Raw genomic sequence first — 16275 nt, forward strand, 5'->3', positions numbered from 1 at the left:
GCCACCTGCCTATCTTGGTTAACGATTAACAGCACTTCTTACTGCATGTAAGTTTTCTTTAGATGTTTTAGGATCACAAACACAGCCCGGTCCTATAATTAAACCTTTTCCATCAACACTATCAATAGCCTCGTGAACATGCTTAATTACTTCTTCAGGTGTTCGAGTTCCTAAGAAACTTTCATAAACTAATCCATTTTCAGTAATATGAGGAACTTCCATAATCCCGCCTAATAATGTTTTATTAGTAATCTCACGAGCCTCTTTCAAACTCGGCTTAGTATCACGATCATGCCAGTTTAAGCAATTACATGGATAATTCTTCACCACATCAAACATAATATTTGATCCATGAATATGCATTACATTAAACCATGTCTTGTCTTTATACGCTTGAATTACTCTGTGATCATAAATTTTACAGAACTCTGCAAACATAACATCATCCATTAAATCATAAGAAGCAGTTTGAGTTGCAAAGAAGAAACCACTTACACCTTTTTCAATATTTGCTTCAACAAAGTTTATAGTTGTTTCAGTAATTGCATCTAATGCTTTATGAACTTTCTCAGGATGTTCCTTCATATCTTGGAATACACGAGCTCCACCTAATTTTCTTAAAGTCGTAGATGGACTAAATATTGTCTGTAAGAATGGCGTATGGCTATCAACGAGTCTCGCCACATGATCTACAATTGCAAGAGTCTTTCCCCATGTACCATGAGTAGCTCCCAAACAATTAATACGGTCATAATCATCTATGCATTGAATGGCAGGTCGTACAACGATTGGTTCTTTATAAGGTGTGCAATAAAATTCTATTTTTGCACCCCAGTCTTGAGTTGAATATGCGCCAAAAGGCATAAGTTTAATAAAATCATAATCAAATTCTTTATTAAACTCTACTAATGCTTCAGCTAAACTCACTGGATCTTGGTCGACCTTTGACATATGCATCCATACGCTACAAGGAATTCGGTCCGGTTCTTTTCCATCTAAAACCGCTTTAATCCGTTCATCTTTATACATTGTACTACCTCCCTTAACCCTAAACAAAAAACCTAAGCCCTAATCATTTCATTAAGAATAACGATATCTGTTTCTTTCATGCCCTCTTTAGCTACAATCCCTATTCTCCGAATTGTGTCATCAACATTTGTTGCTACTAATCCATCTCCTTCCTTATAGCTATTATTGCTCTTCGCTTGACGATATCCCATAAAAGCTCCATCTAAACCAATAGCAATTTTCCCTGCACATGAAGGTTTCGCACCATCACACACAATTCCCGACAGACTAGCCAACCCATTAACTATAGTCTGTGCAATGATTTCCTTATCTTCACCCTTTAAAAAGGCTACACCAGAAACTCCTGCTACTGAAGCACTGATAGCACCGCAATAAGCAGATAATTTACCTATTCCCGCTTTTTGGTATAAGCCTATTAAATTAGCAAAAATTAATGCTCTATATAATTCATCCTTTGATGATTTTAAATATTCTGCAAAAGTTATTACCGGTAAAGATACAGTTATTCCCTGGTTCCCACTGCCAGAATTAATATAAACTGGTAATGCGCAACCACTCATTCGTGCATCAGAACCTGCTGCTGCTCTGGCCTTACAAAGCGCCTCTATATTATCTATACCATTAGCATCTAATATTAATTTACCAATATTTGCTCCGTAATTATTTTTTAATCCTTCATCAGATATTTTTTGATTATACTCTATCTCTTTATCTAAAATATCTTTAAGCTCTGTATAATCAGCATTCTTTGCAAAATCATATATCTCATCAAAACACATCTGATCTTGTACCATCTCTTCAGTTAATACCGGAGGTTTTTCTAATAATACCTGATTATTTTTTTCTATATACGTAATATTAGTATGTGCATCCTCTAATCGCACTTTTACATATTCATCTTTATAAGTAGCTAATATCTCTACATATAAATTAGCTACGCCTTCAGCTAAACTTACTTTACAAAAATCTCCTTCCCCAAGGCGATTCATTAATTCACGATCTTCATCTGTAGCTGACTCAAGAATTTCTAACTTCTTATCCGGCTTCCCTATAATCGCCCCTAATACAATGGCATATACTAACCCCTTTTTGCCTCCTGAATTAGGAATTACTACGCTTTTAACGTTCTTAATAATATTGCCACTACATTTAGCCTCAATTTTTTCAGGAAAATTACCTAAATTAGCAACGGCTTCAGCCGCCACATAAGATAATGCAATTGGCTCCGTACACCCAAAAGCTGGAATAATCTCTTTCTTAAAAAGCCCCACATAATCCATACCTAAATCCCTCCGTGAATAAACTTAAAAGTATAATTTATAGTGAATTTATTAAAACTTTCAGGATTCCATGCATATCTTACTTCTTTATAATAATTTTTAACCGAAATAATAAATTATTATTATTTTTATAATTAAACTTTATCACGCTTTCTATTGAAAGTCAACAAATTTCTTTTCATTATAGACAAAAAAGCACTAGGTGACTCCAACTCAATCAGTAGAGCCACCTAGTGCTTATATACAATTAACAATATACTAATTAAATTTCGGCGATTACTTCAATTTCACATAAGAAATTAGCAGGTAATTCTTTTACAGCTACACAGCTACGGGCAGGTTTGCTAATAAACGCTTCACCATAAATTGCATTAAATGCAGCAAAATCACTCATTTCATGCAAGAAACAAGTTGTTTTAACAACATTTTCAAAACCAATACCAGCTTCTGTTAAAATAGCTTTAATATTAGCAATTGCTTGCTTTGTTTGTGCTTCAATACCTTCAACTAATTTACCAGTTGCTGGATCAATGCCACCTTGACCAGAAATAAATAGTAAATTCCCTGTTACCATTGCTTGAGAGTAAGGACCAAGTGCCTTAGGTGCATTTTCAGAAAATACTGTCTTCATTATAAAACTCCTTTAAATTAATCTAAAAATAAATATCCCGAATTTAACCTATATATATTATACATCTTTATCATTATCATTTCAATAATTTTTTATTATTTTAGTTGCGACTCGATAATTTTTTATCACTTAGAGCTAAAAATAAAAAGGATGCAATTAACCTCCGAAATTAATTGCATCCTTTTTTATGTACATTATTATTGAATAACAATCCCCGCCATTAAGTTGAGCTAACTTTATAACGCGTTAATAGCAAGTTTCATCATCCAAGAGGTATATATATTTAGTCTTGACGATATGGTTCTTGACCAATTTCATAGTAGTTATTGCCTTCACTATCGATAACTACGATAGCAGGAAAATCAACTACAGTTAATTCAGCTAAAGCTTCTGGGCCTAAATCTTCATAAGCAAGTACTTTATAGTCTTTAATGGATTTAGAGATTAAAGACGCTGCACCACCTACTGCAGCAAAGTATGTTACGCCATTTTTCTTCATGGACTCAATAACATCTTTAGAGCGAGAGCCTTTACCGATCATGCCCTTAATGCCTTGATCTAACATAGTAGGAGTATATGCGTCCATACGACCAGAAGTAGTAGGACCTGCTGCACCAATTGGATCGCCAGGTTTAGCAGGAGAAGGTCCTAAATAGTAAACGATTTGATTAGTCCAATCAATTGGAAGCTCTTCACCGCGTGCTAAAGCCTCAGTCATTACTTTATGCGCCGCATCACGGGCACTATAAATTTTACCAGTAATCAATACGCTATCACCAGCGCGAAGGCTTCTAGATACTTCCTCAGTTAAAGGTGTCGTAATGTGTTTAGTTTCAGCCATTTTTATTTCCTCCCCTATTAAATAACTTCTTCAGCATGACGGCTTGCATGGCAGCAAATTGTCACAGCTACAGGAAGGCCAGCAATATGAGTAGCAGCCCATTCAATATTTACTGCTAAGGCTGTAGTTGTACCACCAAGTTGTGGTCCAATGCCAGTTTTATTAATCATTTCAAATAATTCTGTTTCAAGTTTTGCGTAATCTGGATGTTCATTGCGCACTTTTGTATTGCGAAGTAATGCTTTTTTAGAAAGGAATGCAGCATAATCCATAGTGCCACCAATACCGATACCAACTACCATTGGAGGGCATGGATTTGGGCCTGCTTTTTTAATGATATCCATAACGGCGTTCTTAACGCCTTCAACACCATCAGCTGGAACCAACATTTTAAGACCTGATTTATTTTCACTACCAAAGCCTTTTAGCTCCATATCAATCTTAACCTTATCACCAGGTACAATGCGTGTATAAATAATAGCAGGTGTATTATTGCCAGTATTTTTACGATTAAATAGTGGCTCAGCTACTACAGATTTACGTAAGTAACCTTCTGTATAGCCTTTAGCTACACCAGCTTGGATAGCATCTTCTAAAGCGCCACCTTCAAAATGTACATCTTGACCTACTTCAAGAAATACAAGTGTATAGCCAGTATCTTGGCAAATTGGACGATCTTCTTCTTTGGCAATTTCAGCATTTTTAATAATTTGATCTAATACAACACAACCCACTGGGGATTGTTCAGTTTCACGACCAGCTTTTAATGCATCATATACATCTTCAGGCAAATAATATGCCGCGTTCTTGCACATCTGTGCAACTACATTTGTTATTGTTTCCACGTTAATGGTACGCATAACAAAACCTCCTCACTACTAAATGAGCTTACCTAATGACCTAATGATACCATACATTATGGAGGCTTTCAAATTATTTTAATGCATAATTTGCAAGTAAATATGTTTATTGAGATGCTTTCGCAAAATTCTAAAATGTTAGGTATTTTCTGTATTTTATATGCATAAATAGAAAGTGGACATTAAAATTCAGCAGGATTATTTTATCGTATAAACGAATAATTATGCAACCAATTTTATTATACTTTTATAACACCTATTAATAATCTCCATATTTGCATTGCTATAACACCATTTCCATAAATGGACAATTGTCTATACCGTATAGATACAAATAAATCCTTCATACATTATAAATCTAATCAAAAGTATACTAAAAAAAGGGAGTTTTTCTAATTTATAGAAGAACTCCCTTTTTATAACGATATATTTCAACTAAAATGCCATTGATATTCTATAAATACATCATCTCTAAAATAAATCGACCTCTTAATTGAAATATATTATCAACAACTTTCTTTGTATTTATAGAAATTTACTTTATTAGATTTATCTTGGAAACTATATAATCTGCCTGTATATTACACTTAAATATACAGTTATATGAGATTTGCACTATAATCCCTATACATACAATCCTAATAGGCTATATCATTATACATTAAACGCAATAGATTATCGTTTCCTATATACAATAGCACTGCGCCATATATATACAAAAGGAATGCTTAAGCAATGAACTAAGCGAGAAAATGGAAATAAAATAGCCACTATCATCCAGGAGATCATATGCACTTTAAAAATTAGGGGAATATGAATCATCAATTCTGGATGGGGCTGCATCATCAATAATCCACGGAACCAAGGGCCAATATACAGTCGATAATTAAAGGCTCCATCTGCATTCATCATAGTGCCCATAAATCCAGTTAAAATAGTAAGCCCTAAAAATAGGAAGATCCACACATCCATAGTGGACGTATTAACTTTTAAATATGAAGACGTACTGCGTCGCCACATTAACAGTATAAAACCTAACACTAATAATATCCCAGCCAATCCACCAATATATAAGGCACCTTGATGATAAAGATGTTCCGTAATTCCAAAGAACTCTGTCACTTCCTGCGGCACTAACACCCCGCCTACATGCCCTAAAAATACAAGCAATAAAGAGAAGTGAAATAAAGGTCCTGCAATTCGCAATTTCTTCTTTTCTAAAAATTGACTCGATTTTGTTGTCCAAGTCTCTTCAGAAACAATAAATCTCACAGCTGAGCCAATCACTAAAAAAGTAAATGCAATATAGGGCAAGGCTACCCATAAAAATTCATTCATCGTGATTTCGCTCCTCTCGCTCAATATATTGTAATACTGTATCAATAATGAATACTTGAATATGTCGCCCTTTTGCCAATTCGTCACGCAATGTTTGCAAACCGCTCTTCATATGTTTCAAAATAGGCCAAGCATCTGCCTCACTTAAATAAGTACATAGCTCCAACAAAGCCGGCACATAATCGGGCAATTCCTTTTGCACTTCATAGCCATGACGCAAAAAGAAATCTTTATACACTAATAATTTAGCGGCTTGTTCTTCTGCATTAGTACTATCATAAGAAGACAAATACATATTGGTTTGACTGCTAAAGTCAAAGAGGCGCACATATTCGTCTTCATAGTCGCCTTCAGGCTGCTCCTCTATATAGGCAATAACATCAACTAAGCTATCTAACTCAGGCAAGGTTCCTACCTGAGTTTTTATTTCTTTTAAGGCATGCCACCAAGCGGAGCTAGGATAGGTCAATAAAAAGGCACAATAAGCCAATATATCTGAACCTGTAGTATCCTTAGATTCACTATAATCTAAAGATTCTGTACTCGAAGGATTGGCATACGCTGAACTAGCTATTTTAATTTGGCTCTTATCTAGCATCCTATGCCCCTCCTTTACAACTAGAGCAACTACTGCTTGATGATCTCTCAGAAAAACCTGTTGTTTCACCCTTCACAGATTGATCAATGCTACTAGTGCCAGAACAGCCGCCTACAGGACAGCTTCCCATATCGCCTAGTACATGGTCGGTAAAACCATTTACACCTTGACGAAGTCGTTGTTCTTCTTGTGCTACTGACACGCCGGAAGGAATAATAAAGCGATCTCGATACTTAGCAATGCCGAGGAGTCGATACATTTCATACAATACATGCTCCCCATACACTGCGTCATAGGCCTCTGTAGATTGCCCACGAGTTCGTTGTTGCATATAATGGCGTAAATCTAACAAGGTCTTGAGTACCTGGCGAATGATATCCTCATTACCAGCAGAGAATAATTGAGCCAAATAAGCCACAGGAATACGCATGGTATCACTATCAGGAAAATGTGTATGACTAGCATCCTTATGTAATATAGGACTCATCGGTGGCACATACCAAACCATAGGCACAGTGCGATATTCTGGATGAAGCGGCAAAGCAATGCGCCATTCTTTTACTAACTTATACACTGGCGACTTTTTCGCTGCTTGTAGCCAATTTTCTGGAATTCCCTGCTCTTTAGCAACGCGGCTAACGTCCTCATCGTGAGGATCTAAAAGAACCTCAGTCATAGCCTCATAAATATCTTGTGGGTTCGTTGTAGCCGCCACGTCAGCCACCTTATCCATATCGTAAAGCAATACCCCTACATAGCGCATGCGCCCTACACAAGTGTCGGCACAGATTTGTGGCAAGCCATTTTCTAAGCGAGGATAACAGAACACGCATTTTTCAGCTTTATTAGTTTTCCAATTATAGTAAATTTTCTTATACGGACAAGACGGCACACAATGGCGCCAACCACGGCATACATCTTGTGATATAAGCACCACTCCATCTTCATCACGCTTGTAAATAGCGCCTGATGGACAGGCTGCCACACAAGCAGGATTTAAGCAATGATTACAAAGGCGAGGCAAATATTTCATAAAAATATCGTGGAAGTCTAGAGCAATATCTTGTCCTGTGCGCTTCAAATTAATATCCGCACGAGCTGTATTGCCGCCAGCTAAATCATCTTCCCAATTCGGCCCCCACTCAATTTCCATCTTTTCCTTTGTCACAAGAGAACGTGGACGCGCTACTGGCTGATTATTCTTTCGTTTTGAGTGAATCAAGGTTTCATAGTCATAGGTCCAAGGTTCAAAATAATCCTTTAACTCTGGCTGTTCTGGATGGAAAAAGAGCTTCATTAAGCGATTACCCTTAGCGCCCGTAGCAAGCTGCAACTTGCCATCTTTTAAAATCCAGCCACCCTTCCACTTATCTTGGTCTTCCCAATGACGTGGATAGCCAATACCCGGCTTAGTCTCTACATTATTAAAATACATATATTCAGCGCCATCGCGATTTGTCCACGTATTTTTACAAGTAATGGAGCAAGTATGACAGCCGATACATTTATCTAAATTCATGACCATAGAGATCTGTGCTTTAATCTTCAAGCCAGTTCACCTCCTTCATCTTCCGTACTACAACTAGCACATCACGTTGATTGCCCGTTGGTCCATAATAGTTAAATCCATAACTAAGTTGTCCATAGCCACCAATCATATGAGTTGGTTTCATATGCAAACGTGTTGGCGTATTATGAGTGCCTCCACGACCACCAGTTAAGGATGTACCTGGCACATTAATATGGCGGTCCTGTGCATGATGCATATAAGCCACACCGCGCGGAATACGTGGTGTTACTACAGCTCGAGACGCCACTACACCATTGCTATTGTATAGTTCAATCCAATCATTATCAGCTACACCGATTTCATTAGCATCATCTTCATTGAGCCATACAGATTGACCACCGCGGAATAAGGTTAACATTTGCGGCGTATCAAAATACATACTGTGAATACTCCACTTATTATGAGGTGTTAAGTATTTTAAAGTAATTTCAGGTGTCCCATCAGCCGGTAACGCTTCGCGCATAGGCGCATAGGCTAGAATCGGCTTAAATGTAGCCATCTGTTCACCCCATTCACCCATTAGTTCATGATCCAAGAAAAATGACTGACGCCCTGTTACGGTGCGGAATGGCATAAGTAACTCAATATTATTGGTAAATGGTGTATACCGTCGATTATCTTTCCCATTGCCAGTGAAAATAGGAGTCGGTATAACTAATCGTGGCTGTGCCACAATATCTTCAAAAGTAATCTTTTCACCTGCCCGACCACTGGTCATGTCTTTCAGATTGGTAAGCCCCGTTAACTCTTCCGCCTTACTCCAACTCTTATGAGCCACGGCTCCATTCGTAGCAGAACTCATGGTTAACACCGCTTGGCATGCATCATAACAATCTTCAATGCTTGGGCAACCAGCACCTACTCCAGGTTCTGTAATCACACCATTGCGCAACTTAAGGCTTTCATATTCTTCACCAATCGATACGGCAATACCATGAGCACCTACAGAGCCATTAGCTAAATTAGGCCCTAAGGCTCTTTGTTTATTATAAATTTGCGTATAATCCCGTTCGATTTCAATTAATTGCGGCATAGTTTTCCCTGGAATAGGGTCGCACTCGCCGCGACTCCAATCGCGAATCTTGCCCAATGGCTGCGCCGTTTCTGCTTCAGAATCATGTTGCAAGGGCACCGCTACTATATCGCGATACACCAGCAAGTTAGCCTCTTTAGCCAATTTAGAAACCGCTTTACCCAAGGTTAAGAAAATATCCCAATCTGTTTTAGCTTCCCAACCCGGATTTACAGCCGGTTGGAAGGGATGTACAAATGGATGCATATCCGTAGAGGATAAGTCTGTTTTTTCATACCAAGTGGCTGTAGGTAATACAATGTCAGAGTACAGCGCGGACCCGGCCATGCGGAAATCTAAGTCTACTAATAAATCTAATTTCCCCTCTCCAGCTTGTTCACGCCATTTAATTTCACTAGGCTTACTTGGCGAATCATTAGCCTCTAACAAACCATCCTTTGTGCCAAGCAAATATTTCATAAAATATTCGTGACCTTTTGAAGAAGATGTAATTAAATTAGCGCGCCATACGATGAGATTTCGTGGGAAATTCTCTGATGCATCTGGGTCTTCAACGGCAAACTGAAGTTCTTTAGCCTTCAATTGGTCCGCCACATATTGTTTTACCTCATCAAAGGCTTCATGTCCTGCCGCCTTTGCATCAGCAAAAATCTGTTCACTCCCTTTATTAAAAGTAGGATATGATGGTAACCAGCCAAGGCGAGCAGCCAATACATTATAATCCCCAGCATGGCGATATTTAGGAGATTTTAAAGGAGAGGTTAACTCCTTCGTATCCATTTCATCAGTACGCCATTGATCAGTTGAAAAATAAAAGAAAGATGTACTATTTTGTAAACGCGGCGCCGCTTGCCAATCTTTTGCCGACATAATGGCCCCCCAGCCTTCAGCAGGGCGCAATTTTTCCTGCCCTACATAATGCGCCCAGCCGCCGCCATTCTTGCCTTCACAGCCACAGAATAATACGAGATTAAGTACAGCGCGATAAATTACATCGGCATGAAACCAATGATTAATGCCCCCGCCCATAATAATCATGGAACGGCCATCTGTAGCAATGGCATTATCTGCAAATTCTTTCGCTGTATGAATGACCATTTGAGGATCTATACCAGTGTATTTTTCCTGCCAAGCCGGAGTAAATGGCGTATCAATTTCGTAAGAGCTTCCCACTTCACCGCCAAGGCCACGATCTACACCATAATTAGCTAAAATTAAGTCAAAAACAGTTGTTACTAAACGTTCGCCTGCAGCCGTTTGAAGCTTACGCACTGGCACGGCACGCTCTACCACTTGCTTTTCATCTAAATGACCAAACATAGGTAACGCAATAAGACGTACTGCATCATCCTCTTTTGCCTTGCTAACTACATATTCATTGTAGTCTTTGCCCACAGCTTGAAAACTATCTGCACGTACAGTTTCAACAGCATCTTTATGTACAGCTTGAATATCACTTTCATATGTAGCCTTAGATGCTCCTTTATACGCATCTAAGATAGATAAATCAACCGCTAACTCTTCACCAGTCTCGCTATTTTCTTGACGAAGATTCCATTTCTCTTTCGCCGTCCATCGATGCCCCATAACACCATTTGGAATAGCTAACTCTTTAGTCTTAGCGTCTATGACATAATATTTAAATTCGCTTTTTTCACTGCCATCGCCCATATCCTTCGCCGTAAGAAAACGATCTGGCACAAGCTTGCCCTCTTCTTCAGTGAGCATTACAAGAAATGGGAAATCTGTATAATGTTTGGCATAGTCCTCAAACATTGGCACAGTTTGTTTAACATAATATTCATTTAAAATTACATGTCCCATAGCCATAGCCAAGGCGCCATCAGAGCCAGCCTTTACATTTAACCAAGTATCAGCCGGCCGTCGTGCTCTCCGCATAATCTGGGGATACGGAAATAACCTTCGTTCCTTTATAGCGCACCTCAGTTAAAAAGTGTGCATCTGGTGTACGCGTTTGAGGCACATTAGAGCCCCAAGTCATAATATAACCAGCATTATACCAATCGCTGCTTTCAGGCACATCAGTTTGATCGCCCCATACTTGAGGACTTGCTGGCGGTAAATCAGCATACCAGTCATAGAAGCTTAAGCAAGCACCGCCCATGAGGTTCATAAAACGAGCACCGCCGGCATAGCTGAGCATAGACATGGCAGGAATTGGAGAGAATCCAAAATTTCGGTCAGGCCCATATGTCTTAGCTGTATACAACATGGACGCTGCCGTAATCTCCGATGCCTCTTCCCAAGTCGAGCGCACAAAGCCCCCCATACCGCGGGCCGATTTATATAATTTAGTTTTTGCCGGGTCTGTCACAATGGACTCCCAAGCTTCAATCCCATTTGTATGCTCTTTTTTAGCCGCGCGCCATAAATCAGCTAGTTCACCGCGAATATATGGATATTTTACACGCAATGGACTATACATATACCAGGAAAATGAAGCCCCACGTGGACATCCTCGTGGTTCAAAATCTGGCATATCCGGACTCGTCTCTGGATAGTCGTGATTTTGATTTTCCCAAGTAACGATGCCATTCTTTACGAAAACATTCCAACTACAAGAACCAGTGCAGTTTACACCATGTGTGGAACGCACTACTTTATCATAGGACCAACGATTGCGATATAAGTCTTCCCATTCGCGTCCCCCTTGATACACCGCTTGGTGACCACTTGTACTTTTTTCTACAGGTGACACATAGGAAAATTTTTTAAAGAATGATTTCATGCTTAGTCCCTCCTTATCTTAGTATTAGAATAGCAAAGGGACTTGTTCTGTTCTGTGATTAATGTCACATGGTAGAAAAAATAGCCCAAAAGGACAAACAAAAAGGACCCCTCACGGAGTCCTAACAGTTATAAGTATAAGTTCACATATAAGTTCAAGTCCGACACTGTACAACACAATCACTCATGTACTGGCGCCAACACTTTAAAATGATTTTTTTCAAATGCAATGAGTCCATCATCTTGCATACGACTCAATTCTCTCGTCAATGCACTGCGATCCACACATAAATATTCACTTAAGGCTACGCGCCCTAAAGGTAAATCAAATTCCAGCGAATTATATACCTTCGCCATAAATGATAAGTAGGTCATAAGCTTTTCTCGCAAAGTTCGCTTCGACACAATTTCTAACTTTTGAACAAAGCGCACATTCTTATCAGCTAGCAAGGTCATGGTATTCTGCCATAATTGTTGAGCCACTCCACTGAGTTCAGAGCCTTTAGCTACTTCTTTAAGTAAGGATTCATAAGGAATATAGATAGACTCAACTTCCGATGCCGCATAAAAATTGACTAATGATACCTGATTAGAGCTACAAGCAAAAGACTCACCAAATAAATCACCGCGATTCATAAAGACAATGATCGTGCGATTCCCCCACATATCTTCGCTCACCATATGTACAATGCCACTAATAATGACACTCACACAAGGCACTTCATCTTCAGACAATGCAATATATGCACCTTTTTTAAATTTTTTGCTAAACATGCCAACAGACTTATATAATGCCAAAAAGTCATCCTTACTTACATCTTTAAAAGCCCGTAAATCCCGCACTCGCTCATATGTATTCTTCATCGGACGCCACCTTATTCACACCGCATATAATATACTCTTTAGAGCATCCTTTCCCTTAACTTTATATATATCATTATAGCATAGAAGTAGCTCTTAGTGATAAATGTCACATACAGCGCTTCAAATATTTTCTATACTCCAAAGAGACAACGCCTCATGCATAGGCTTATAGTATGTTATTCAAAAGGAGTGTGCTAGTATATGTCAGCAGTTCAGTTAGGGCCTAATCCTAGCCGTCAAGAAATCTTAAAGCAATGGAATCCTGAAAATGAAGTTTTTTGGGAGCAATATGGACAAAAAATTGCCAGGCAAAATTTAATCGTATCTACTATTGCCCTTACCTTGTCCTTCTGCGTTTGGACACTATGGTCTACTATTGCTGTAAAGTTAAATAGTATTGGTTTTAGCTTCACAGATGAGCAGCTTTTTACCTTGGCAGCAATTCCAGGCTTAATTGGCGCTACAGGAAGATTGCTATATACGTATATGCCCGGATTAGTGGGTGGCCGCAACTGGACTTTTTTCTCTACAGCCCTACTACTTATCCCTCTTTGGGGTCTTGCTACAGCCTTGCAAGATCCAACTACAACATACGAAACCTTCTTCATTTACGTTGCCTTTCTCGGCATTGCTGGGGCTAATTTTTCATCCTCCATGGCCAATATTGGACATTTCTTTCCCCGAGCACGCCGTGGCACAGCCCTTGGCATTAATGCAGGTATCGGCAATCTAGGCGTTTCCATCATATTCTTACTCGCTCCTGTTGTTATGGGCATAGGCCTAGGCAATACCTTCTTAGGTGGCCCTCAAGTAATGAATGATGGCAGCTTAATTTATTTGCAAAACACTTGCTATGTAGGTATTGTACAAATTCTATTCACCTTAGGATTAATAATAAAATACATGGACAATCTACCACTGCCTAAACAGAAGCCGTCTGCCATGGTAAGTATTTTTACTAATAAGCATACTTGGCTGATGACCTGGATTTATACTTGTGGCTTTGGTTCTTTTATTGGCTTTTCTGTGGCTTTAAGTTTATTAGTAGGTAAAGAGTTCCCTGAAATCCCCTTTGCATACGGCGCCTTCTTAGGCCCTTTCATCGGCGCTGGCGTGCGCCCTATTGGTGGTTGGCTAGCCGATAAAATCAATAGCGGCTCTAAAGTGACTTTACTCTCCCTAATCGGTATGTGTATTGCCGGTGTTTTAGTCATCATTGGCCTAAAAAGTCATAACTTTATTCTATTCTTCATTGCATTCCTAGGCCTATTCTTTATGACTGGCTTCGAAACAGGCGCCTCCTTCCGCATGATTCCGTATATCTTTACCAATGGCATGGAAAGTTCATTAGTTACTGGCTTTACAGCAGCTATCGGAGCTTATGGGGCCTTCTTCATCCCCAAGATCTTCGGTTGGTCCTATGCTACCTTTGGCATTGTGCTCCCAGCCTTATATATTATATTAGCCTTCACGATTCTAACCGTTATCATTACATATTGGTTCTATGTGCGCCGTGGCGCTCATATGAATTGCTAACTTACAACACTTAACAATACATTTATTTTATCTATTACTTTATCTATTATTTTATCTGTCAATTTATACACTAATCCAATACACCAAAAGACCTGTCACAAAAGTGACAGGTCTTTTTTATATTAGAGGGTTTGGATTTGTTGCTTAGTATAAATTATTCACTTTTTAGGCTTATGCTAAAGTAGAACGCAAGAACCAAAGTTGTTTTGTATAGTATTCCAAATGGTCTTCCATTAACGCTACTAGGGCAAAGTTATCTTCTTCATCAACACCGCTACGAATTTCTTTTGCTAACTCGCTCATTAAATTAAAATCAGCTTGAAGAATTTCATATGCTTCTTTTACAGGGAATGGGCGACCATCTACTTCTTCAAGAGATGCAATTTTTAAGTACTCATTTAAGCGAACTACTGGCTCTTGACCTTGCATCTTAATCAATTCTGCCACCGCATCATAGTATTCAAATGCATTGTCATATACACTTTCAAGATATTCATGAGCTGGCACAAATTGAGAGCCCACTACATTAAAATGTAAATTATGTAATTTTACATTCCAAATCGCTAAGTTTGCTAAATATTTGTTTACTAATTCTAAATTTTTCATAATGTAATTTCCTCCTTAGGACTATAAATCTTATTCTAAATTTTATCTTATTTTCAATTAAGAGTTACGAATCTATTATATTACCAATCTTACAAACTAAGATTATTGCTACATAGTTTCGCTAATTAAACGCTAACAATTAGCTAACTTTTATAATTTATAATCATTATCCGTTTCTCTATGTCTGTATTGTAACATAGAGGTTTATCGATGTCAATATAATTAATAATAATTTTCCATTAAAAATTTATATCCATAATAAAAGGTGAAATCAATTACAAAAAACATACGTAACACGCAGCTTCTTTTCTCTGAAAGCTACAATCTAAACTGCACTTTTGAACTAACTAAATAAAATCAATACAAATAATTGTCATCATCTGAAATCTAGGATCTAAAATAATTTGCCAGAAGAATAAATTAATTGCAAAGCTAATAAGCCTATCCCCGAAGAGAACAAGAGTAAAATGCTTCGTGCCCGTAAGCGCTTAGAAATAGCCGCCCCAATCTGTGCGCCCATAACTACGCCAATAATACAAAAAATAGCTACAGCCCACTCAATATGACCTAAATATTGATGCGTCACTACACCGCTAACTGTAGATAAAGCTAAAATAAAATGACTCGTCGCTGTCGCTACATGCGTTGGAAAGCTAAGTAGATATACGAGCGCTGCTACATGTATTAATCCGCCACCAATGCCAAAAACGCTAGATATAAAACCTACACCAACACTGATGACACAGCCAATCCATTTACTGTATTCAATCTCTGTTAATTGCAAAGACTCTTGCTTACGTTCACCCTTTTTATAATTCTTATAACCAATAAAAGTAGACATAGTGAGCAGAAATAAACCAAACCAGAACTTAAATCCTAGTACATCAAAATAATCTGATGCTATAGCACCTAAATAGGAGCCTGGAATTGACGACAAAGTAAACCATATAGCAGCACTATATAATACTTTCTTCTGACGGACATAGGCAATAGATCCAGAAATCGCATTAAACATAACAATCGCTAACGAAGTCCCTACAATCATGCCAGGTGTCCAATCTGTGAAAACATATAAAAATACTGGTACAAAAATAAAGCCACCACCAGCTCCAATAATTGTGCCAAAGGCGCCAACAAAAATGCCTAATAAAATAAATTCAATGGCTCCATACACTGATAAAATTAAACTCTCCATAATATACTCCCTCAAAATAATTACATTACCTATTTCTAGTATCTAATAAGAAAAATAGATTAAACTTATGAAACTTAGTATACTTCATTTAAAAATAAAAAAATACCTCTTTTACCAAATATGAATAAAAGGGGTATTTTTATAAA

The 16275-nt window shown here is 38.2% G+C and carries 12 protein-coding genes and 1 pseudogene; 1 reads left to right on the forward strand and 12 read right to left on the reverse strand.

Features of this window, described 5'->3' with window-relative positions:
- Window positions 1-18: 18 nt before the first annotated feature.
- The 10 genes and pseudogenes from QZR90_RS01030 to QZR90_RS01080 all read right to left on the reverse strand — a co-directional run bounded on the left by QZR90_RS01030 (window position 19) and on the right by QZR90_RS01080 (window position 12792).
- Window positions 19-1056, reverse strand: a complete 1038-nt coding sequence (locus QZR90_RS01030; protein ID WP_295787794.1) for a uroporphyrinogen decarboxylase family protein — start codon at window positions 1054-1056, stop codon at window positions 19-21.
- A gap of 5 nt (window positions 1057-1061) precedes the next feature.
- On the reverse strand, window positions 1062-2309 hold the full coding sequence (locus tag QZR90_RS01035; protein WP_295787795.1) for a serine dehydratase subunit alpha family protein: 1248 nt from the start codon (window positions 2307-2309) through the stop codon (window positions 1062-1064).
- Window positions 2310-2571: 262 nt separating this feature from the next.
- Window positions 2572-2940, reverse strand: coding sequence for a Rid family detoxifying hydrolase (locus QZR90_RS01040; protein ID WP_295787796.1), 369 nt, complete (start codon window positions 2938-2940; stop codon window positions 2572-2574).
- 283 nt (window positions 2941-3223) lie between these two features.
- A complete protein-coding gene (locus QZR90_RS01045; RefSeq protein WP_295787798.1) occupies window positions 3224-3781 on the reverse strand; it encodes a Fe-S-containing hydro-lyase in 558 nt (185 codons plus the stop codon).
- A gap of 17 nt (window positions 3782-3798) precedes the next feature.
- Complete coding sequence (locus QZR90_RS01050) at window positions 3799-4641, reverse strand: fumarate hydratase (RefSeq protein WP_295787800.1); 843 nt, start codon at window positions 4639-4641, stop codon at window positions 3799-3801.
- Between the two features lie 675 nt (window positions 4642-5316).
- Window positions 5317-5979: a respiratory nitrate reductase subunit gamma gene (narI, locus tag QZR90_RS01055; protein WP_295787801.1), complete on the reverse strand. Its 663-nt coding sequence runs from the start codon at window positions 5977-5979 to the stop codon at window positions 5317-5319.
- Entirely contained in the window at window positions 5972-6577 is a 606-nt protein-coding gene (locus QZR90_RS01060) for a nitrate reductase molybdenum cofactor assembly chaperone (RefSeq protein WP_295787803.1), read from the reverse strand. Before QZR90_RS01060 ends, narI begins: the two co-directional genes overlap by 8 nt.
- A 1-nt stretch (window position 6578) precedes the next feature.
- On the reverse strand, window positions 6579-8126 hold the full coding sequence (narH, locus tag QZR90_RS01065) for a nitrate reductase subunit beta (protein ID WP_295787804.1): 1548 nt from the start codon (window positions 8124-8126) through the stop codon (window positions 6579-6581).
- Window positions 8116-11929, reverse strand: a pseudogene (locus QZR90_RS01070) (nitrate reductase subunit alpha). The gene narH and the pseudogene QZR90_RS01070 overlap by 11 nt, the downstream one beginning before the upstream one ends.
- A gap of 179 nt (window positions 11930-12108) precedes the next feature.
- Window positions 12109-12792 (reverse strand): Crp/Fnr family transcriptional regulator, encoded by a 684-nt coding sequence (locus QZR90_RS01080; RefSeq protein WP_295787813.1) that lies wholly within the window; start codon window positions 12790-12792, stop codon window positions 12109-12111.
- 201 nt (window positions 12793-12993) lie between these two features.
- Between QZR90_RS01080 and QZR90_RS01085 the strand changes: the two genes are divergently transcribed.
- A complete protein-coding gene (locus tag QZR90_RS01085; RefSeq protein WP_295787816.1) occupies window positions 12994-14328 on the forward strand; it encodes an MFS transporter in 1335 nt (444 codons plus the stop codon).
- Between the two features lie 171 nt (window positions 14329-14499).
- Here the strand turns inward: QZR90_RS01085 and QZR90_RS01090 are convergent, their stop codons facing one another.
- Complete coding sequence (locus tag QZR90_RS01090; RefSeq protein WP_295787819.1) at window positions 14500-14934, reverse strand: DNA starvation/stationary phase protection protein; 435 nt, start codon at window positions 14932-14934, stop codon at window positions 14500-14502.
- Window positions 14935-15328: 394 nt separating this feature from the next.
- The gene (locus QZR90_RS01095; protein ID WP_295787822.1) at window positions 15329-16129 is read right to left on the reverse strand and encodes a sulfite exporter TauE/SafE family protein; all 801 of its coding nucleotides are present in this window, start codon (window positions 16127-16129) and stop codon (window positions 15329-15331) included.
- Between the last annotated feature and the right edge of the window lie 146 nt (window positions 16130-16275).

The organism is uncultured Veillonella sp. (genome assembly GCF_900545795.1).
Lineage (GTDB): Bacteria > Bacillota > Negativicutes > Veillonellales > Veillonellaceae > Veillonella_A.

Excerpts from the sequence above, each read along its gene's own strand:
- QZR90_RS01035 (WP_295787795.1), bottom strand. The coding sequence starts at position 2,309 with ATGGATTATGTGGGGCTTTTTAAGAAAGAGATTATTCCAGCTTTTGGG.
- QZR90_RS01040 (WP_295787796.1), bottom strand. The coding sequence starts at position 2,940 with ATGAAGACAGTATTTTCTGAAAATGCACCTAAGGCACTTGGTCCTTAC.
- QZR90_RS01045 (WP_295787798.1), bottom strand. The coding sequence starts at position 3,781 with ATGGCTGAAACTAAACACATTACGACACCTTTAACTGAGGAAGTATCT.
- QZR90_RS01050 (WP_295787800.1), bottom strand. The coding sequence starts at position 4,641 with ATGCGTACCATTAACGTGGAAACAATAACAAATGTAGTTGCACAGATG.
- narI (WP_295787801.1), bottom strand. The coding sequence starts at position 5,979 with ATGAATGAATTTTTATGGGTAGCCTTGCCCTATATTGCATTTACTTTT.
- QZR90_RS01060 (WP_295787803.1), bottom strand. The coding sequence starts at position 6,577 with ATGCTAGATAAGAGCCAAATTAAAATAGCTAGTTCAGCGTATGCCAAT.
- QZR90_RS01080 (WP_295787813.1), bottom strand. The coding sequence starts at position 12,792 with ATGAAGAATACATATGAGCGAGTGCGGGATTTACGGGCTTTTAAAGAT.
- QZR90_RS01085 (WP_295787816.1), top strand. The coding sequence starts at position 12,994 with ATGTCAGCAGTTCAGTTAGGGCCTAATCCTAGCCGTCAAGAAATCTTA.
- QZR90_RS01090 (WP_295787819.1), bottom strand. The coding sequence starts at position 14,934 with ATGAAAAATTTAGAATTAGTAAACAAATATTTAGCAAACTTAGCGATT.
- QZR90_RS01095 (WP_295787822.1), bottom strand. The coding sequence starts at position 16,129 with ATGGAGAGTTTAATTTTATCAGTGTATGGAGCCATTGAATTTATTTTA.